This window comes from Roseovarius tibetensis (genome assembly GCF_050896375.1).
GTDB classification, from domain to species: domain Bacteria; phylum Pseudomonadota; class Alphaproteobacteria; order Rhodobacterales; family Rhodobacteraceae; genus Roseovarius; species Roseovarius tibetensis.
Map to the genome: position 1 here is coordinate 98,081 of NZ_JBPBBB010000010.1, position 19,644 is coordinate 117,724.

Genomic DNA, 19,644 nt, shown 5'->3' on the forward strand with positions numbered 1-19,644 from the left:
GCGTGGCTAAAACAATGACACCGGGACGATTTACCAGTGGACAGCCCCCGCCTATCGTGATGCTTGCGCAGCGTGTTCGCAGTCACCGGGACGGCCATCATGTCAGAGACGCTCATCGCCGGTCGAATCCTGGCTTTCGACCGATCCCCGTTCGACGGCGACCCGGCCGGCGCGGCGCGGCTGCACGAGGCGCTGGTCATCCGCGACGGGCGTATCACCGCGGTCGGGACACGGGACGCACTGCGCGCCGACCATCCGCGGGCGACCTGTCAGGACATGGGGGCGGCGCTTGTCACCGCGGGGTTCATAGACCCGCATGTCCACTACCCCCAGACCACGATCATCGCCAGTTGGGGCAAGCGGCTGATCGACTGGCTCGACACCTATACCTTCCCCGAGGAGATGCGCTTTGCTGACCGCGGCTACGCAGACGAGATCGCGAACCGCTACCTCGATCTGACGCTGGCACAGGGCACCACGACGACGGTCAGCTACGGCACGATCCATCCTGGCAGCGTCACGGCATTCTTCGAGGCGGCCCGCGCGCGGGGCCTGCGCGCCGTGGCGGGCAAGACCTGCATGGACCGCAATGCGCCCGACGGCCTGCGCGACACCGCGCAATCGGCCTATGACGACAGCAAGCGGCTGTTGCAGGCATGGCACGGCGTGGACCGTCTGGGATATGCCATCACGCCGCGCTTTTCCCCGACCTCGACGCCCGCGCAGCTAGACGCGCTTGGTGCGCTCTGGGCCGAATACCCGGACTGCCTGATGCAGACGCATCTCGCGGAACAGACCGACGAGGTCGCGTGGGTGAAATCCCTTTTCCCCGACGCGCGCGACTACCTGGATACGTATGAGGCGCACGGCCTGCTGGGCGCGCGCGGGCTGTACGGCCATGCCATCCACCTGACCCCGCGCGAACGCGCCCGGCTGGCCGAGGTGGGCGCGGCGCTGATCCATTGCCCAACGTCCAACGGCTTTATCGGCTCGGGGCTGTTCGACATGGCCGCGCGCGTAGCCGACGGCCACCGCATCGGGCTTGCCACCGATACCGGCGGCGGGTCGTCCTTTTCGATGCTGCGCACCATGGCGGCGGCATACGAGATCGGACAGCTGACCGGCACCGCCCTGCATCCCGCGCAGCTTTTGTGGCTGGCGACCGCCGGCTCGGCGCGGGCGCTGCACATGGGCGATCTCATCGGCACGATCGCCCCCGGCATGGAGGCCGACCTCGTGGCGCTCGATCTCGCTTCGACGCCCGCCATATCGCAACGCGCCGACCGGGCCGAGGATGTATGGGAGGCGCTTTTCCCGACGATCATGATGGGCGACGACCGCGCCGTCGCGCAGGTCTGGGTTGCCGGTCATGCCGTTGCCTGACGCCGATCGCAGACCGCGCGGCGCTGGAAATCTGGCGGCGCAGGTCGGATTGGATACCCTGACCCGGCACCCTACCATCTGCGCCCAACAAGCACAGGAGCCACTGATGACCGAGACCCCCACGACCCCCGCCAGGCGTCTCGCCGAGGCCATCCGCGCCATAGATGCCGAGTTCGGAGACGGCTACGCGCGCGATCACCCCGATCTTGTGGCAAGTCTGGTGCAAAGCGCGACGATTGACGCCGCCGTCGCCACCGGCTACGGGGCCCATCAAGAGGCCCTGACAGCCGCGCGGCAGATCAGTACGGAAATGGGCGAGACGATTCTCAAGCTGAAACCCCGCATTTTCGGCTGAGGTGCCGGTGCCACGATCAAAGGCCGGGTCGATGACCGGGCCGGACCGCGCGAGGTCCGGTGATCACGGCACGCGCGACAGGATATCGAGGGCCGCCTCGTGCTGCTCGCGCCCCGCTGCGGCCAGCACGCGCCCGCCGTCATGCGCGGGTCTGCCCCGCCAGTCGGTGACGATTCCGCCCGCCGCCTCGATGACGGCAATCGGCGCCTGGATATCGTAGCCGGCAAGCCCCGCCTCGATCACAAGGTCGATCTGTCCAAGGGCCAGCATGGCATATGCATAGCAATCAAGGCCATACCGGGTCAGCTTTACCCGCTCGGCGACGGCGGCAAAGCCTGCCCCCTCGGCCGGCGTGCCCAGTTCGGGGAAGGTGGTGAACAGGATGGCCTCCGCCAACGGACGGTTTCCCTTTGTGCGCAAGGGCATCGTGCCACGCGGGCCGGTCAGCACGGACTGGCCGAAGCCGCCCTCGAACCGTTCATTGATGTAGGGTTGGTCGATTATCCCGTACAAGGGTCCGGTTTCGTCGGAAACCGCTATCAGGACACCCCATGTCGGCGCGCCCGACAGGAATGCGCGTGTTCCGTCGATCGGGTCGAGCACCCAGGTCAGGCCCGATGTCCCGTGCTTCGGGCCATGCTCTTCCCCGAGAATGGAGTCCTCGGGCCGCAATTCCGCCAAAACGGCGCGCATTGCGGTTTCGGCGGCGCGATCCGCCTCCGTTACCGGATCGAACGATCCGTCGGACATCTTGTTGTCGGCCCCAAGATCGGCAACGCGAAAGAACGGCCCGATCGCCGACCGTGCCGCGTCAGCAACAGCATGCGCTGTTGCCCTGATCGCATCTCTGTCCAGAGCCAATTCCGATTCGTGCTCCGACACGGAAACAACGCGGTCCGCGCTTTGGCTCAAGCCACGTCGCTCAGGACCCGTGCGAGATCGAACAGACGGCGGCGTTGGTTTTCCGGGATCGCGTAGTAAGACCGCACCAGATCAAGTGCTTCCTTGTCACCGATCAGGTCGTCCGAAAGATGGTCCGACCGTCCCGCGCTTTCCTTGTCGCACAGACCGTCGAAAAAGAAACTTACCTGAACATCGAGCGCCGACGCTATATCCCAGAGCCTTGAGGCACTGACACGGTTGGCCCCGGTTTCGTATTTCTGAATTTGCTGAAATTTTATTCCTACCGCTGCAGCAAGCTGCTGCTGGGTCATTCCGACCAGCCAGCGACGATGCCGGATCCGTTTTCCGACATGCACATCCACGGGGTGCGACATACGATTTTCCTCTTCCTCACTAAGATGCTCCGACCGGATAACACATATTCGGTACAACGCGAATTAAGACCAACGCCACGCATCCCAGCAGCGTTTGTAGTACATACCAATTCCGTCCCGAAAAACAAGCCATATCGCTATGCGTATACGTGCCAGCGACCCAAATCACTCAATTCAAACACGAACCCGTGCGATCGGGATGCAGATGCGATCCGTCAATCCGGGGGTCGGGGCCACCCCGGCAACGGCTGCTCGAATCGTATTGAAACCCGTGCCTGTCGTGGTCTAGCGTGACCTGTCATCTGCCGGACGGGAAACCATGCAAGCCTATGCCATCACAGCCGCCGGGGCACAGCCCACTATTCTCGACATCGAGACGCCGACCCCCGGTCCGGGTGAAATCGGTGTCCGCATTGCGGCATGCGGGCTAAATTTCGCCGATTTGCTGATGATAAAGGGCGAGTATCAGGAAACCCCGGAGCCCCCCTTCACCCTTGGGATGGAGGTTGCCGGCATCGTCGACGCGGTCGGCCCCGACACGCAGGGGCCACCGATCGGCAGCCGTGTCGCCGTGTTCGCCGGTCATGGCGGCCTGGCGGAATACGGGTGTTTCCCCGCCGAACGCGCGGTAGTGCTGCCCGACGAGATGAGCTTCACCGACGCGGCCGCCTTTCAGATCGCCTATGGCACGAGCCACGTGGCGCTGGCCCATACCGCGCGGCTGCAGCCCGGAGAGACGCTACTGGTGCTCGGCGCGGCGGGCGGCGTGGGGTTGACGGCGGTCGAGATCGGCAAGCTGATGGGCGCCCGCGTCATCGCCTGCGCACGAGGGTCTGACAAGCTCGACGTCGCCCGCAAGGCCGGCGCGGACCATCTCATCGACGCCAGGACCGAGGATATCCGCGAGGTCTGCAAGGGCTTGGGCGGCGTCGATGTGGTGTATGATCCCGTCGGCGGCGATCAGTTCAAGGCCGCGTTTCGAGCCTGCAACCCCGAGGCACGGCTCCTGACCATCGGCTTTGCCAGCGGCGATGTGCCGCAAATCCCCGCCAATCACCTGCTGGTCAAGAACCTTGCGGTCATGGGGCTGTACTGGGGCGGCTATCTCAAGTTTCGCCCGGAGGTCGTGACCAACAGCCTGCGCACCCTCTTCGACTGGTACGCGGCGGGCCGGATCAAGCCGCATGTCAGCCATGTCATGCCACTGGATCGGGCAGACGAGGCGCTCGAACTTCTGCGCAGCCGCACATCCACGGGCAAGGTCGTCGTCACACCGCCGACAGGATGAGGTGCGCGGACACATGCACGCGGCCCCGCGATACAGTGTCGGATCATTCCGGCGCGCACCGACGCAACCCTGCATAACCGACGGGCGGCAGCGCGCAATGCATGTCGAAAACTGTCGGAAAAACTTGAAAACGGGACCGGCCTAACCGATATTGATGTCAAAGCCCCAAACGTGGGGTGGCCATCACATATCGGAGGGATTTATGGCAGAGTTTGACACGATCCGGTCGTCGACGACGGGTGCACGCAGCACGCAGATCGACGCCGGACTACGCGCACACATGAACAAGGTCTACGCGACCATGTCTATCGGCATGCTCATCACCGCACTGGCGGCGTGGGCGATTTCGGGACTGGCCGTGACGACCGATCCATCCGCTGCCGCCGCCGAACTGGGCAATGGCAAGATGCTGACAGGTCTGGGCGCCGCGCTGTATCTGTCGCCGCTAAAATGGGTCGTGATGCTTGCGCCGCTCGCCTTCATCTTTCTTGGTTGGGGGTCGCTTTTGCGCCGGGCACCAGCGGCGGGCGTGCAACTGGGCTTTTTCGGCTTCGCGGCCCTGATCGGGCTTTCGCTCAGCTCGATCTTCCTCGTGTTCACGAGTTTCTCGATCGCCCAGACCTTCGTTGTCACCGCGATCGCGTTCTCCGGCCTGTCGCTGTGGGGATACACGACCAAAAAGGACATCTCGGGCTGGGGTAGCTTCCTCATCATGGGGGTCATCGGTCTGATCGTGGCGATGATCATCAACATCTTCCTGCAAAGCGAAGCGATGATGTTCGCGATCTCGTCCATCGGCGTTCTGATCTTCGCGGGTCTCACCGCGTATCACACGCAGGAAATCAAGAACGTCTACGTGGCGCATGCCGCGCAAGGCGATCAGGAATGGCTGGACAAGGCCGCCTATGACGGCGCGCTGAACCTCTACATCAGCTTCCTGAACATGTTCCAGTTCCTGCTGATGTTCATGGGCCAGCAAGAGTAATCGCACCACGCACCGCGTACTGAAAAAACGACCCCTGCCAGGCATCCCCTGGCAGGGGTTTTTCGTTGCCGACCGGGATGGGTCGCGCGCTTCAGGCGACGGCCAGCCCACGCCCGCGCAGCAAGGCCTCCACGCCCGGAAGCCGCCCTCGGAACCCCTCATACAGCGCGACCGGATCTTCGGACCCGCCGCGCGACAGGATGTGACGCTCCAGCGCCTGCGCGCGGTCGGCGTCGAACGGCCCGGCGCCCTCCTCGAAACTGGCGAAGGCGTCGGCATCCATGACCTCGGACCACATGTAGCTGTAATAGCCAGCAGAATAGCCGTCGCCCGCGAAGACATGCGCGAAATGCGGGGCCGCATGGCGCATCGCGATGGCGTGCGGCATCCCGAGATCGTCCAGAACGGCCTGCTGCGCGGCCATCAGATCGTCGGGCGGCGTACCCTCGTGAAAGGACAGATCGACCAACGCCGAGGCAAGGTATTCGACCGTCTGGAACCCAATGTCATGGGTCGTCGCGGCCAGTAGCCGGTCCAACATGTCGCGCGGCATCGCCTCGCCGGTTTCGACATGGGTGGCGTAGCGTTCCAGCACCTCGGGCACTTCCAGCCAATGCTCGAACAACTGGCTGGGCAGTTCCACGAAATCGCGCGCCACCGAGGTGCCCGACAGCGATTCGTAACTCACGTCCGACAGCAGGTGATGCAGCGCATGCCCGAACTCGTGAAACAGTGTCCGCGCGTCGTCATAACTCAGCAGCGCCGGATCACCCTTGGCAAAATTGCACACGTTGATGACGACGGGGCCCTGCACCTTCGGCCGCTTGGCCTGACCCCGCATCGACGAGCACCAGGCACCCGACCGCTTCGATGCGCGCGCGAAATAATCCCCGATGAACACCGCGACATGGCGCCCGCCGCGCGTCACCTCCCAGGCCCGGCAATCGGGATGGTACAGCGGTACGTCCAGCAGTGTGAATTCCAGTCCGAACAGACGGGTCGCACAGGCCTGCGCCGCCTCGATCATCCGGTCGAGCGACAGGTACGGCTTCAGCGCGGCCTCGTCGAGATCATGCTCGGCCTGCCGCCGTTTCTCCGAATAATAGCGCCAGTCCCACGGCTCCAGCTCGCCATTGACCCCGTCGGCATGCATCATCGCCGCCAGCGTCTCGGCGTCGCGTTCGGCCTGCGCGCGCGCCGGCGCCCAGACTGACATCAGCAGATCGCGCACGGCCTCCGGCGTCCTGGCCATCTCGGTTTCCAGCTTGTAGGCGGCGAAACTGTCATATCCCAGCAGGCCAGCGCGCTCGGACCGCAGCGCGAGGATCTCCTCGGCAAGGCGTCGGTTGTCGGTCTCGCCGCCCGTGGCGCCGCGCGCGGTCCAGGCCTGAAAGGCGCGCTTGCGCAGGTCGCGCCGCGCGGAAAACTGCAGGAACGGCACAATCAGCGAGCGTGACAGCGTGATCACCGGCGCGTCCAGCCCCTTGTCGCGCCCGGCGGCCCGGGCCGAGGCCACGACAAAATCCGGCAGCCCGCCCAGATCATCCTCGCCCAGTTCCATGTGCCAGCCCGCCTCATCGGCCAGCAGGTTCTGCGTGAACGCGGTGCCAAGTTCGGCCAGCCGCGCCATGATCGCGCGCATCCGCGCCTCCTCGTCGCCGGTCAGCGCGGCACCGGCACGGCGGAACGCGCGATGCGTCAGCATCAACAGCCGGTCCTCTTCCGCGCTCAGCCCCAGATCGGCACGCGCGTGCCACAGCGCCGCGACCCGTGCGAACAGCGCCTTGTTGCCGTAAAGCTCCGAGGAATACGCGGCCAGCTTCGGCCCGAAATCGCGCTGCAATTCCTGCCGCTTCGGGGTGCTGTCGGCACCCGCCAGCGTGAAGAACACCGACAACACCTTGTCTAGCGCCGCGCCGGAGGATTCCAGCGCCTCGATGGTGTTGGCGAAGGTCGCGGGCTCGGGATTTTCGGCGATCGCCGCAACCTCGGCCCGCGCCGCGTCCAATGCCGTCTCGAAGGCGGGCGCGAAATCGTCGTCTGTAATGCTGTCGAACGGGGCCAGAGCGAAGGGCGTGTGCCAGTCAGCCAGCAAGGGGTTGGTCATCTCTGTCTCCTTTGTCGCCGCAGATCGGGCAATCGGCCCGGCGCTGCACGCCGATCTTGCGGCTCTCGCCATACAGCGCATCATAGATCAGCATCTCACCGCGTAATGCCTGCCCTGCCCCGGTGATCAGCTTGACCGCCTCGACAGCCATCATCGCGCCCACCACGCCGGGCAACGGCCCCAACACCCCGGCCTCGGCGCAGGACGGGGCCAGCCCCGGAGCCGGCGCCTCGGGAAACAGGCACTCGTAGCACGGCGTGCCGCGGGCGGGATCGAAGACGCTCAGTTGTCCCTCCCATTGCGATAACGCGCCGGACACCAGCGGCTTGTTCTGGGCGGCGGCGGTGGCATTGGACAGGTACCGCGTGTCGAAATTGTCGGTGCCGTCGAGGATCAGGTCGTAGTCATTGAAAAGATCGGACGCGATCTCGGGCGTCAGACGCCTGCGGTAGGGCCGCATCACGACATGCGGGTTCTGCGCCTGAACCCGCTGCGCGGCAGATTGCGCCTTGGACAGGCCGATCCCCGCATCGTCATGAATGACCTGCCGTTGCAGGTTGGAATTCTCGACCGTGTCATCGTCGATCACCCCGATCGTGCCCACCCCGGCGGCCCCCAGATAGAGAATCGCGGGCGAGCCTAGCCCACCCGCCCCGATGACCAGCACCCGCGCCTCTTTCAACGCCTTCTGCCCCGGCCCTCCGATCTCGCGCAGCACGATATGCCTTGCGTAACGGTCCAGCTCGGCGGCTCCGAATAGCGGTGTGCCGGCGTGGTCTTCGGCCTTGCGTGCAGCTTCAGCCGCACGGGTTCCGGCGCGTGTCCGCAACGCGCCCAGCCCCGCGCGGTAGACCAGAACGATCCCCGCCGCCCCGCCGATCATCAGCCACAACGCCGCGCGCTCGCCCGTGGCGGCACGGATCGGATGCCCAAAGGGCAGCACCAGATGCGCCAGCGTCACCGCCACCCAGAGCCCCGCGATCATCGCCCATCTCAGGCGCCGCGGGGTGCCCATGGCCGCCCCCATACCCCAGATCGCCGCCGCCATGACCAGAACCAGCAACATCAGAGACCCCCTGTCGAGCCGAAGCCGCCCGTCCCGCGCGCCGTCTCGTCAAGATCAGCCGCGGTTTCAAACTGCGCCCGCACGACCGGCGCGACCACCATCTGCGCGATACGCGCGCCATGCACGATCTCGAACGGCTCCGCCCCGGCATTCATCACGATCACGCCAAGGGGACCGCGATAGTCGCTGTCGATGGTGGCAGGACTGTTGGGCAAGGTGATCCCGTGACGCAGCGCCAGCCCCGAGCGCGGACGCAACTGCACCTCGTAGCCCTCGGGCACGGCGATCCGCAGCCCGGTGGGCACCAGCACGCGCGCGCCGGGCGCCAGCACCACCGCGCGGCGGTCGGGGAGGTTCGCGCGCAGATCGGCCCCGGCCGCCCCCGCCGTTGCATATTCGGGCAGCCCCAGGGCGCGATCCGCCCCGTCATCCCATTGCACCGCGACCGTCACCATGCGCCACCTTCATCTTTCCAGAAATACTCGAAAATCCTCAGGCCAGCACCCGTGTGATCCGGTCGGCCAGCTGTCTGGCGACGTCGCTCTTGCCCATGCGCGGCCAGGTCTCGGCCCCGTCTTCGGTGATCAGCGTCACCGCGTTCTCGGTACCGCCCATGATGCCGGTCGCATGGCTTACATCGTTGGCCAGAATCCAGTCGCAGCCCTTGCGCGCGCGTTTCGCGGTGGCGTGTTCCTCGACGTCATGGGTTTCGGCAGCAAATCCGACGACCAGCCCGGGCCGGTCCGTGCCGCGCTGCGACACGGTCGCAAGGATATCGGGGTTCTCGGCAAACTCCAGCGCGGGCATCCCGCCTGCCGTCTTTTTCATCTTGCGGTCGCTCTGACCCGCAACATGCCAGTCGGCCACCGCCGCGGCACAGATCACCACGTCGACCGGCAGCGCGGCCTCGACCGCCGCCAGCATCTCGCGCGCGGTCTCGACGCGGATCACCTCGACCCCCTCGGGGGGCGGCACCGTTGCGGGGCCGGTGACGAAGACGACCTCGGCCCCAAGAGCGGCGAGGGCGCGGGCGATGGCCGTGCCCTGCGCACCGGACGAGCGGTTGGCGATGTAGCGCACCGGGTCGATGGGCTCATGCGTCGGCCCAGAGGTCACCAGCACCCGCCGCCCCTGCAACGGCCCCGCCGACAGCGCGCTCTCGATGGCCGCGATCATCTCCGGCACCTCGGCCATGCGGCCGGGGCCGTATTCGCCGCAGGCCATGTCGCCCTCGTTCGGGCCGACAAGGCCGATGCCATCTGCCGTCAGCGTCGCGATATTGCGCTGCGTGGCCGCGTGCTGCCACATCCGGACATTCATCGCCGGGGCGATCAGAACGGGCGTGTCGGTTGCCAAGAGCAGCGTAGAGGCGAGGTCATCGGCCTGCCCCGCCGCCATCTTCGCCATCAGGTCGGCGGTGGCAGGGGCCACCACGATCAGGTCGGCGGACCGGCTGAGCTCGATATGGCCCATCTCGGCCTCGTCGGTCAGATCGAAGAGATCGGAGAATACCTTGCGTCCGGCCAGCGCCGAGACCGACAGGGGCGTGACGAATTCCGCCCCCGCCCGCGTCAGAACAGGCGTCACATCGGCGCCGCGCTCGCGCAATCTGCGGATCAGGTCGAGCGTCTTGAACGCCGCGATGCCACCGCCGATGATCAGAAGAATGCGTTTCGAGGCGAGCATGGACGGTCCCTCCGGTTGCCCGGCGACATTAGGCCGGGTGCCGCGCCGGCACAAGGGCGCGGGCTGTCACCGGAACGCGTCGCAGGGGTCGGGGCGGTCCGGGGCGGGCGCGGATCTGACCACGTCGAACCCGCCCTCCAGCGGGCGATCCTCTTCGGTCTGGCCCAAGACCCAGAGGTCGAGATCCGGGGCGACGCGGGCCAGCACCGCCGGAACGCCCCAATCGCGGCGCGCATGGCCATTGCCGGTGATCACCGCGACGGGGCCGCCGGTATCATCAATGGCCTCGACCACCGTTCGCGCCAAAACCGCATCGCGCAGGCGCTGGACATCCACCATGCCGGGCAGCATGTCTTCGGGCAGCGCGTCGCAGTGGGCCTGCATCTGCAACGCCTCGCGGGTCGCCTGCTGCTCGGGCGGCAGATCTTCGTCCAACCCGTAGCGCGCGGCACCCTCGCCGAACACGTCCGCCGGCCCGCCCTCGAAGACAGCCCGCGCCGCATCGCGCGGCACCATTGCGCCATAGATCGCGGCCTTTGGCGCGGCGGTGAAGATCGGGTAATACATCGAGAATTCGGGCCAGCCGCCCGATGCCCAGTCGAGCGCGGCCTCCAGCGCGTCGGAATCGCCGCGCAACTCGGGTGTCACGCGCGCGGCCTGATCCGGGGTCAGCATCTCGAAGACAAGGGCGGCGGGCTGCAGCCGTTCGACCTGTTCGGCCTGTTCGGCGTGATGCGCGGGATTGTCGTGGATCTCGCCCAGGATCGCAACGTCTTGCGCCGCCCCCGGAAGGGCGGCGCAGATCGCAAGGGCTGTCAGAACGGGCCGAAGGTTCATGCCAGAAGGCTTTCCACCTCGCCCCCATGCTTTTCAAGATGTTTGCGCATCTTCTGGAACGCCGCCGCTTCGAGCTGGCGCACGCGTTCCTTGCTGAGGTTCAGCTCTTCACCAAGGCTTTCCAGAGTGCGGGCCCCGTCGCGAAGCTTGCGCTCGCGGACAATGAACCGCTCACGGTCGTTGAGGTTGGACATCGCATCGGTCAGCCAGTCGCGCAGCGCCTGCAGATCGTGATCCTTCTCGACCTCTTCGTCGCCGCGCGACCCGACATCCTCGATCGTGTCAATCCACTCGCGCCCCTCGTCCTCGGACGATTGCGTGGCGTTGAGCGAAAAGTCAGAACCCGACAGGCGCCCTTCCATCATCTCGACATCGCGCAGTGGCACGCCGACCTCGTGGGCGATCATCTCGCGCAGTTGGTAGCCATCCAGTTCCTCGCCGCGGGCCATCGCCTCGCGCTCGATCCGGGCCTGCACGCGGCGCATGTTGAAGAACAGCGACTTTTGCGAGGAGGTCGAGCCGGTGCGCACCATCGACCAATTGCGCATCACGTAATCCTGGATGCTGGCCTTGATCCACCACACGGCATAGGTCGAAAAGCGCACCCCCCGGTCGGGATCGAACTTGTCGGCGGCCTTCATCAGGCCAAGACCGGCCTCCTGAATGAGGTCGTTCATCGGCGCGCCGTAGCGGCGGAACTTTGACGCCATGGAAATGGCAAGCCGCATATACGCGTTGATGAGCCGGTGAAGCGCGGCTTCGTCGCGGTGATCCCGCCACGCGTAAGCGAGGGCAAGCTCTGTTTCAGCGTCCAGCATCTCCGCCTTCATCGCGGTGCGGGACATCGTACTTGTCTGCGGTGCATCGAGTGGCATCTTGTTCCCCTGTCATACATCTGTTGGCGAGACACTCTTTTGAATGTTTGTACCGGGTGGTACGCAGTATCTGCCAACTCAGATCACAACGGGAAGGGACGAAAGGCGCATGTTGCCCTGTCTGACACTTGTCCTTGGAGGCGCCGCGTCCGGCAAATCGGTCTATGCCGAAAGTCTCGTCACCGCGTCCGGCAAGGCGCGCACCTACATTGCGACCGCCGAAGCATATGACACGGAAATGCATGAAAAAATCGAGTCTCATCGCGCCAGGCGCGGCCCCGACTGGAAGACGGTCGAGGCCCCGAGGGATCTGCGGCCGGCGCTTGCAGCGGCCGGGGCGGATGACGTGGTGCTGATCGACTGTGCGACAATGTGGCTCACCCATCACCTGCTTGCCGAAAACGACCTGTCACGGGCCGAGGCGGATCTGCTGGACGCACTGGCGCTTTGCGCCGCGCCCGTGGTCGTCGTATCGGGCGAGGTCGGGTTGTCGGTCGTGCCTGAAAACGCCCTCGCGCGCCGGTTCCAGACGGCGCAGGGACGTCTGAACCAGACCCTTGCGGGGCGCGCAGAGGTGGTGGTCAACGTGATCGCGGGCCTGCCGCAGATCCTGAAGGGCCAATTGCCATGAGCCGGGTCTTCTGGGTGCGGCACGGCCCGACACATGCGAAATCCATGGTCGGCTGGTCCGATCTGCCCGCCGATCTCAGCGACACGGGCCGCATCGCACGGCTCTCGGCGCATCTGCCGGGTGATGCGCTGGTGATATCGTCGGACCTGACACGGGCCCGCACGACCGCAGATGCCATCGCCGGGCGGCGTACCCGTCTGCCCGATGATCGCGATCTGCGCGAAATCCATTTCGGCGCGTGGGAGCTTCAGCAGTTCGACACGATACCCGATCAGAGCCGTCTGCGGGCCTTTTGGGACAGGCCGGGCGACATCCGCGCCCCCGATGGGGAAAGCTGGAACCAGGTGTCCGACCGTGTCACTCGCGCGGTGGTCCGGCTGCAGGACGCCCATCCGGATCGTGACATCATCGCGGTCGCGCATATGGGGGCGATCCTGACGCAGGTGCAGGCCGCCCTCGGGATCACGGCCTATGAGGCCTTCGGCCACAGGATCGAGAATTTCTCGGTCACGGAACTTCACCGGCATGACACGGGCTGGCGCGCCCGAACGATCAACCTTTTGCCCTGAGCCGGTCCATGGTACCGGCGCGTTGGACGGTCGAGACCCGCAGACATCGGGGCGCGCGCAGCGCGTCGAAGAAACCCTCGACGCGGCCGCGCGCGCCGGTCTAGGTTGCAGCCGACGTGATCGCACAGGGCGCGGGGAGACGCGAGACGTGGCATCCTTGATCATCAGACGGCTCGCGCTCGGGCTGGTCACGATCTGGCTGGTCTCCGTGATCATCTTCCTCGGGGTCGAGGCGCTGCCCGGCAATGCCTGCACCGCCATACTGCAGCGTGATGCGTTCGGCGAGGCCCTTGCCGCCTGCCGCGAGGTGATGGGCCTCAACACGCCGGCGCTGACCCGCTATGTCGAGTGGGCGGGCGGCATCCTGCGCGGCGATCTCGGGCTCTCGGCCGGCGGGCAAGAGCGGATATCGGACCTAGTGGGCTACCGCATGCGCAACTCGCTGCTGCTGGCCGCGGGCGCGCTCGGTGTGGGGATACCGCTGTCGATCCTTGCCGGTGTGATCGCCGGCCTGTCGCGCGACCGTTGGCCGGACATTGTGCTGTCCGTCGGGGCGATCCTTGCCATGACAATCCCCGAATTCGTCGCCGCGACCGTGCTGATCCTCGTTTTCGCGATCTGGCTGGGCTGGGTGCCGGCGATCGTGCTGACCCCGGCCGATGCCCCGCCGCTCGATTTCTTTCCCGAGTTCATCCTGCCCTGCGCGGTTCTCACGCTGCTGATGATCGCGCATATCATGCGGATGGTGCGCGCCTCGGTGATCGAGGTCATGGCGGGCGATTACGTGCAGATGGCCACGCTCAAGGGCGTGCCGTACTGGCGCGTCGTCTGGCGGCATGCCCTGCCCAATGCGCTTTTGCCGGCGATCAACGTGATCGCGCTGACCATCGCGTGGCTTCTGGGCGGCGTCGTGGTGGTCGAGGTCGTGTTCAACTATCCCGGCATCGGCCGCCTGCTGGTCGATGCCATTTCCGACCGCGACCTGCCGGTGGTGCAGGCGATCACCATGATTGTCGCGGCGACCTATGTGGGGGTCAACCTCACCGCCGATATTCTGGGCCTGATGCTCAACCCGCGCCTGCGCGGTCACGTGGCACGACGCACATGATGGCCGACCGCGCCCCACGCCGTAGCCCGCGCCGCCTGACAACGCTACGCGAGATGATCGCAAGGCCCTCGGGCGCGATCGGGCTGACGCTGGTGACGCTGCACCTGGCGCTTGCCCTGATCAGCCCGTGGATCGTGCCCTATGACTACGCCTCGATGGATTCGACCCGAACCCTTGCCGGGCCGTCCGCCGCGCATTGGCTGGGGACCGATCACCTGGGCCGCGACGTGCTGACCCGTGTTCTACTGGGCGGGCGCGAGGCGCTGCTGATCACCGGCACCGCGATGCCCATTGCCCTGTTATGGGGTGGGGGGCTGGGGGTCTATCTCGGCTTGCGGGGCGGGTGGCGCGACGAGGTGGCGATGCGTCTGGTCGATGCGTTCCTGGCGCTGCCGGGTATCCTGCCGCTACTGGTGCTGATCACCGTGTTCGGCACCGGCGGCGCGGTGCTGATGCCGACGCTCGCGGTGTTCTTCGGCATCCCGGTGATCCGCGTCGCGCGCGCCGCGGCGCACGAGGTGGTGGCGCGCGATTTCATCTCGGCGGCGCGGGCGCGCGGGCATGGTCCGCTGGAGATCGTGCGCCGCGAGCTTTTGCCCAACGTCACCGACACGCTGCTTGTCGAGGGTGCGATGCGGTGGTCGTGGATGCTGCTGGGGGTTTCGGCGCTGTCATTCCTTGGATTCGGCGTATCGCCGCCGACACCCGACTGGGGGCTGATGATCTCGGATGCGCGGGTCTACATGTCGCTTGCGCCGTGGGGGGTGCTCGGGCCCGTGATCGCGCTTTCGACGCTGATCGTCGGGATCAACCTGACGGCCGATGCACTGGCCAAGACGCTTGGCCTCGATACCAGCCGCAAGGCGGTGATCTGAGATGACCGTGTCCCACCCGCTAATCGACATCCGCAGGCTTTGCGTCGGATTTCAGGGGCGCGCGGGCGCGCTGTTGCCGGTGCTGCACGAGGTGGATCTGCAGGTCCGCGCCGGTGAAAGCATCGGTATCGTCGGCGAAAGCGGATCGGGCAAGAGCACGCTGGCGCTGGCCGCCATGGGCTATCTCAAGCACGGGCTGCAGAAGATGTCGGGCGAGGTGATCTATGACGGGGCCGACATGTTCGCGCGCCCGGCAAAGGATCTGGTGCGGATACGCGGCGGGAAGCTGGGCCTCATCCCGCAGAATTCCGGGCAGGCGCTGACCCCGACCATGCGCATCGGGACGCAGATCCGCGAGGCGCTGCACCTGCATTGCGACCTGCCCGAGGCCGAGCATGCGGACCGGGCGCGTGACCTTATGGCGCAGGTGCGCCTGCCGGATCCGGACACGATCCTGAAGCGCTTTCCACATGAGCTGTCGGGCGGCCAGCAACAGCGCGTGGCCATCGCCATGGCGCTGGCCGGCGAGCCCGACGCGCTGTTGCTGGACGAGCCGACCACCGGCCTCGATGTCACCACGCAGGCGCATATCCTCGATCTGCTCCGCGATCTGGCGCGCACACGCAACATGGCGATGGTCTATGTCAGCCACGATCTGGGCGTGATCGCGCGGGTCTGCGACCGGGTTCAGGTGCTATATGCCGGCGAGACGGTGCTGGAAGGGCCGGTGCGCGCGGTGCTGGGCACCCCGGCGCATCCCTATGCGCGCGGACTTCTCGCCGCGATCCCGCGGCTGGGCGAGCGTACCCTGCCCCGCGCCCTCGACGGTCGTCCGCCGGGACCGGGCGAAGCACGGCAGGGATGCGCCTTCGCACCGCGCTGTCCACTGGCCACCGATGACTGCCGCGCCGCGCGTCCGCCGCCGGTCGCCGGGCCAGCGGGCCAGATCACGCGATGTCTCTACCCCGATCAGGTCGCCGGGATCGCAGGGGATATCGCCACGACCGGCCCGCACAGCCGCGCACCGGACAGCCCGCCCGCATTGAGATTGTCCGCCCTTTCGATCCGCTATGACCGGCCGGGGCTGATCGACCGTTTGCGTCGAACGCCCCGCCCGGCGGCCACCGTCGCGGATATAGAAGTGCATCTGGCACAGGGCGAAACCCTTGGGCTGGTCGGCGAATCCGGCAGCGGCAAATCGACGATCCTCAAATCCATCGCCGGGCTGCTGCCCCCGGCGCGCGGCGAGATCACGCTTGGCAAGGGCACGCGCCTGCCGCACAGCGTCGAGCGGCGCCGACCCGACCAGTTGCGCCGCATCCAGATGATCTTTCAGAACCCCGATGACAGCCTCAATCCGCGCCATTCGGTGGCCGAGATCCTCGCGCAACCGCTACGTCTGTACTTCGGGCTGCGCGACGACGCGCTGCGCGCGCGCGCGGTCGAATTGCTGGAGATGGTCCGCCTTGGCGCGCAGTACCTTGATCGCCGCCCCGGTCAGCTGTCGGGTGGCGAAAAACAGCGCGTGGCGGTGGCGCGCGCCTTTGCCGCCAACCCGGATATCGTGCTGTGCGACGAGATCACATCGGCGCTCGACGTGTCGGTGCAGGCTGCGGTGCTTGGCCTGCTCAATGACCTGAAGGCAAAGCATGGGACCGCGTTTCTCTTCGTCAGCCATGATCTCACGATCGTGCGGGCGCTTTCGGATCGGGTGGCCGTGCTCTATCAAGGCCGGATTTGCGAAATCGGCCCGGTGGCGACCGTCTATGGCGCGCCGTCGCATCCCTATACCGCGGTCCTTCTGGGCGCCGTGCTGACGCCGGACCCAGATCAGGCCCCAAGGCTGATGGCCGAAGACGTGTCCGAACTGGCCCCGCCGGCCCGTGGCTGTCCGTTCCAGAACCGCTGCCCGGTCAAGTGCGGCCCGGTCTGCGACACCGAGATACCCCCCCTGCGGGATGCGGGCGACGGGCACATGATCCGATGTCATATCCCACTGGCCGATTTGCGCGCGCAACAGGCGGGCTGACCCGGACAAACCCGCCCCGCCGGATCGGTGACAGCATCGGTTGCCCTGCCGACCCAAGGCCGGTGCAGGACATCCGTCACGGCATCGCGCGGCGGGACGCCTGCTGCACCCCGGAGCGGATCATCTCGTCATCTGTCGGCGACAGGATGCTTGCGAGCGGCAAGCCGAGGATATCCGTTTCCGCGTCGTGAAGCTGGGCGAGCATCCGCCGGACCGTCGCGGTCTCGGAGTCCAGCCGCTCGACGATCTCGACGGGAAGACCGCTTTGTCTGTCCGGCATGACGCCAAGCGGCAGTTTCAGGTCGGCGGCCAGATCGAAGACGGTGGTGGTATGCATGTCCCGCACAAGCGCGACGCGGCTTTCCTCGGTCTGGGCCAGATAGCCTGTCCGGTGCAATGCATCGAAGATCTCGTCCCGCGCCTCGAGCGGCACCGCTTCGATCAGTTCCTGTTCGTCCAGCATGCCCCCGCTTTGTGCCTGACAGTGCAGTTTCGCCAGCAGTGTGACCGCTATGGCAAGCCTGTCGGACGGGCGCAAATCCGCGGTTGCGACAGCCGTGCGCGTCAGCAACCAGTCCGGGATGGAGGCCGCAACGACCGCCCCAAGGATGATGACCATCCACGACGTGTAGATCCAGATCAGGAACACGGGCACCGCGGCCAACGCCCCGTAGATCGTCTCGTAGCTCGATCCCGAAGTGAGAAAGGAATTGAACCCCCATGACAAGAGTTCGAACGCGATCGCCGCGAACGTCGCCCCCGTCGCGGCGTGCCAGATGCGGACCCGGCGCGCGGGCACGAGAACGAAGAGCGCGGTAAAGCCGACAATGCTGATCCCCGTGCTGACCAGCGTGCTGAACAGCGTGCCGACCAGCCACGTCTCATGCAAATCGCGGCCATAGGATGTCTCGCCCAGCCCAAGATATTCGGTACTGGCCGGCAGCCGCGTGAGATCGGTGGTCAGCGTGATGCTGCCACCGATAAGCAGCGGCCCGAGGGTGAGGATTGCCCAGAAAATGAGAAAGCGCACGAAAATCGGGCGGGGGCGTTCGACATGCCAGATCTGGTTGAGCGTGCCTTCGATGGTCGACAGCAGCAGCACGGCCGTGGCCGCAAGCGCGACGATCCCGACGGCGGTCAGGTTGCTGGCGTTTCTCGTGAAGTTTTCCAGGTAATCCTCGATCGCGGCTCCCGCCTCGGGCACGACGGCCGACAGGAACAGTTCCTGCATCTGCCCCTTGACCGTATCGAACGCTGGAAAGCTCGACAGGATCGCAAAGGCGATGACCATGAGCGGGACGATCGCCAGCAGGGTCGAATATGTCAGCGACGCGGCCGCGGCCGTCAGCCGTTCGGTAAAGAACCTGCGAACCGCGAACACGACGAACTGCCCGGTATCGGCCAAGGTTGGGCCGAAACGGCTTTGCCGCAGGGTTGCCATGAGATTCGATGTCATTTTCATTTCGCGTAGATAGCCCGGTTGGGGCCGTTCGACAAAAGCTAACGCAGGCATCCCGTCATCGCGTGTCCGGCTATGGCAAGATTGCCGACATGTCTGCCCAGAGCCCGTGCGGGGACGAGCCGCCCTTTTTTCGCCGCGAGGGCCATGGGACCGGACCTGTCGGGGCGCTCGGGCAGCCGGGGCCTTGCCATGCGGATGCGCGGACTGGATCCGTCCCCAGGGTCAAAGCGGGACGCGACCCTTGCCATTCGGGGCCGGCGTTCGCCCCCGTCCGTCACCGCATCAGGACGACGGGCACCTTGCAGGACCGCACCATCTCGGTCGTTGTGGATCCGATGACGAGGCTGCGGATGCGTGTGTGACCGTAGGCCCCCATGACGACCATGCCGAACCCCTCTTCATCCACCAGTTTGCCCAGTTCCGTTTCCGGCTGGCCGGGCAGGACCCGGGTTTCGGCCTCGATACCCGCCGCCTGCAGAAGCGCCTTGGCATCAGCGAGGCCCTTCTTGCTCTCCGGCGTCTCGCTGCCGACGGTCACGACGGTGACGGCCAGCCCTGCGAAAAGCGGGCTGCGCGCAATGTGATCCACCGCCTTCATCGCGGAAGATCCGCCGTCATAGGCGACCAGCACGCTTTCAATGGGCTTGAAGGCGCGCGCGGCGACGAAGACGGGCCGGTGCGACGCGCGCACGATGCGTTCGAGATTGGAACCCAGATGCCCCTTGGCGAAATCGGCCGCTTCGCCGCGCTTGCCGATGACAATGACGCGGGCCTCGTGCTCGATCTCGCCGATGGCCTCGACGATGTCGCCATGGCGCAGGCGGGTGGTGATCTCGGTCACGCCGTCCCGGTCGACGATGGCGCGCGCGTCCTCGAGAATCGCGCGGCCGCGGTGACTCACGAGCTTTGCCCGCTGTGCGTCGAGCTCGGCAAGCTCCTCCATCAACCTCGTGCGCGCCCCGAGCCGGATCGCGCCGGACAGATCCGTCTTGTCCGGCGCGTCGCGGCGGCCCAACACGTGGATCAGTTCGACCGGCGCTTGCGTGCGCTGTGCAATCCAGGCGGCGTGGTGACAGACGCTTTCCGAATAGATCGACCCGTCCACCAATGC

General features: G+C 66.2%; 19 protein-coding genes. 9 read left to right on the top strand and 10 right to left on the bottom strand.

All coding sequences use genetic code 11. From position 1 onward, the window contains the following. The first annotated feature begins 99 nt into the window (after window positions 1-99). The gene (gene guaD / locus ACROSR_RS09220; protein WP_432684281.1) at window positions 100-1,383 is read left to right on the top strand and encodes a guanine deaminase; all 1,284 of its coding nucleotides are present in this window, start codon (window positions 100-102) and stop codon (window positions 1,381-1,383) included. A 106-nt stretch (window positions 1,384-1,489) separates the two neighbouring features. After that, window positions 1,490-1,738: a hypothetical protein gene (locus tag ACROSR_RS09225; protein ID WP_432684283.1), complete on the top strand. Its 249-nt coding sequence runs from the start codon at window positions 1,490-1,492 to the stop codon at window positions 1,736-1,738. A 63-nt stretch (window positions 1,739-1,801) separates the two neighbouring features. On the opposite strand, the gene ACROSR_RS09230 is transcribed toward ACROSR_RS09225, so the two are convergent. Both ACROSR_RS09230 and ACROSR_RS09235 read right to left on the bottom strand, forming a co-directional pair. Then, the gene (locus ACROSR_RS09230) at window positions 1,802-2,620 is read right to left on the bottom strand and encodes an inositol monophosphatase family protein (protein ID WP_432684285.1); all 819 of its coding nucleotides are present in this window, start codon (window positions 2,618-2,620) and stop codon (window positions 1,802-1,804) included. Window positions 2,621-2,646: 26 nt separating this feature from the next. Then, on the bottom strand, window positions 2,647-3,015 hold the full coding sequence (locus ACROSR_RS09235) for a helix-turn-helix domain-containing protein (RefSeq protein WP_432684287.1): 369 nt from the start codon (window positions 3,013-3,015) through the stop codon (window positions 2,647-2,649). Window positions 3,016-3,334: 319 nt separating this feature from the next. Here ACROSR_RS09235 and ACROSR_RS09240 point away from each other — a divergent pair, with 319 nt between their 5' ends. Both ACROSR_RS09240 and ACROSR_RS09245 read left to right on the top strand, forming a co-directional pair. Then, window positions 3,335-4,303, top strand: coding sequence for an NADPH:quinone oxidoreductase family protein (locus ACROSR_RS09240; protein ID WP_432684289.1), 969 nt, complete (start codon window positions 3,335-3,337; stop codon window positions 4,301-4,303). 202 nt (window positions 4,304-4,505) lie between these two features. Further along, complete coding sequence (locus ACROSR_RS09245; RefSeq protein WP_432684291.1) at window positions 4,506-5,288, top strand: Bax inhibitor-1/YccA family protein; 783 nt, start codon at window positions 4,506-4,508, stop codon at window positions 5,286-5,288. 91 nt (window positions 5,289-5,379) lie between these two features. Here ACROSR_RS09245 and ACROSR_RS09250 read toward each other — a convergent pair whose 3' ends face one another. The 6 genes from ACROSR_RS09250 to ACROSR_RS09275 all read right to left on the bottom strand — a co-directional run bounded on the left by ACROSR_RS09250 (window position 5,380) and on the right by ACROSR_RS09275 (window position 11,859). Beyond that, complete coding sequence (locus ACROSR_RS09250; protein ID WP_432684293.1) at window positions 5,380-7,395, bottom strand: M3 family metallopeptidase; 2,016 nt, start codon at window positions 7,393-7,395, stop codon at window positions 5,380-5,382. Then, window positions 7,373-8,461: a HesA/MoeB/ThiF family protein gene (locus ACROSR_RS09255; protein WP_432684295.1), complete on the bottom strand. Its 1,089-nt coding sequence runs from the start codon at window positions 8,459-8,461 to the stop codon at window positions 7,373-7,375. The genes ACROSR_RS09250 and ACROSR_RS09255 overlap by 23 nt, the downstream gene beginning before the upstream one ends. Beyond that, window positions 8,461-8,916 (bottom strand): dUTP diphosphatase, encoded by a 456-nt coding sequence (gene dut / locus ACROSR_RS09260; RefSeq protein ID WP_432684297.1) that lies wholly within the window; start codon window positions 8,914-8,916, stop codon window positions 8,461-8,463. Before dut ends, ACROSR_RS09255 begins: the two co-directional genes overlap by 1 nt. A 37-nt stretch (window positions 8,917-8,953) precedes the next feature. Continuing rightward, on the bottom strand, window positions 8,954-10,147 hold the full coding sequence (gene coaBC / locus ACROSR_RS09265) for a bifunctional phosphopantothenoylcysteine decarboxylase/phosphopantothenate--cysteine ligase CoaBC (protein ID WP_432684299.1): 1,194 nt from the start codon (window positions 10,145-10,147) through the stop codon (window positions 8,954-8,956). A gap of 66 nt (window positions 10,148-10,213) precedes the next feature. After that, the gene (locus ACROSR_RS09270) at window positions 10,214-10,984 is read right to left on the bottom strand and encodes a ChaN family lipoprotein (protein ID WP_432684301.1); all 771 of its coding nucleotides are present in this window, start codon (window positions 10,982-10,984) and stop codon (window positions 10,214-10,216) included. Then, complete coding sequence (locus ACROSR_RS09275; protein WP_432684303.1) at window positions 10,981-11,859, bottom strand: RNA polymerase factor sigma-32; 879 nt, start codon at window positions 11,857-11,859, stop codon at window positions 10,981-10,983. Before ACROSR_RS09275 ends, ACROSR_RS09270 begins: the two co-directional genes overlap by 4 nt. 109 nt (window positions 11,860-11,968) lie before the next feature. Here ACROSR_RS09275 and cobU point away from each other — a divergent pair, with 109 nt between their 5' ends. The 5 genes from cobU (at window position 11,969) to ACROSR_RS09300 (ending at window position 17,071) form a co-directional block, all read left to right on the top strand. Next, the gene (gene cobU / locus ACROSR_RS09280; protein WP_432684305.1) at window positions 11,969-12,490 is read left to right on the top strand and encodes a bifunctional adenosylcobinamide kinase/adenosylcobinamide-phosphate guanylyltransferase; all 522 of its coding nucleotides are present in this window, start codon (window positions 11,969-11,971) and stop codon (window positions 12,488-12,490) included. After that, window positions 12,487-13,059, top strand: a complete 573-nt coding sequence (locus ACROSR_RS09285) for a histidine phosphatase family protein (RefSeq protein ID WP_432684307.1) — start codon at window positions 12,487-12,489, stop codon at window positions 13,057-13,059. The genes cobU and ACROSR_RS09285 overlap by 4 nt, the downstream gene beginning before the upstream one ends. Before the next feature lie 148 nt (window positions 13,060-13,207). Continuing rightward, window positions 13,208-14,167: an ABC transporter permease gene (locus tag ACROSR_RS09290; RefSeq protein ID WP_432684309.1), complete on the top strand. Its 960-nt coding sequence runs from the start codon at window positions 13,208-13,210 to the stop codon at window positions 14,165-14,167. After that, window positions 14,167-15,042: an ABC transporter permease gene (locus ACROSR_RS09295; RefSeq protein WP_432684311.1), complete on the top strand. Its 876-nt coding sequence runs from the start codon at window positions 14,167-14,169 to the stop codon at window positions 15,040-15,042. The genes ACROSR_RS09290 and ACROSR_RS09295 overlap by 1 nt, the downstream gene beginning before the upstream one ends. Window position 15,043: 1 nt before the next feature. Further along, a complete protein-coding gene (locus ACROSR_RS09300; RefSeq protein ID WP_432684312.1) occupies window positions 15,044-17,071 on the top strand; it encodes an ABC transporter ATP-binding protein in 2,028 nt (675 codons plus the stop codon). 76 nt (window positions 17,072-17,147) lie between these two features. Here the strand turns inward: ACROSR_RS09300 and ACROSR_RS09305 are convergent, their stop codons facing one another. Then, on the bottom strand, window positions 17,148-18,533 hold the full coding sequence (locus ACROSR_RS09305; RefSeq protein ID WP_432684314.1) for a YihY family inner membrane protein: 1,386 nt from the start codon (window positions 18,531-18,533) through the stop codon (window positions 17,148-17,150). Between the two features lie 274 nt (window positions 18,534-18,807). Further along, the coding region (locus ACROSR_RS09310) for a universal stress protein (protein ID WP_432684316.1) at window positions 18,808-19,644 on the bottom strand (837 nt) is incomplete at its 5' end.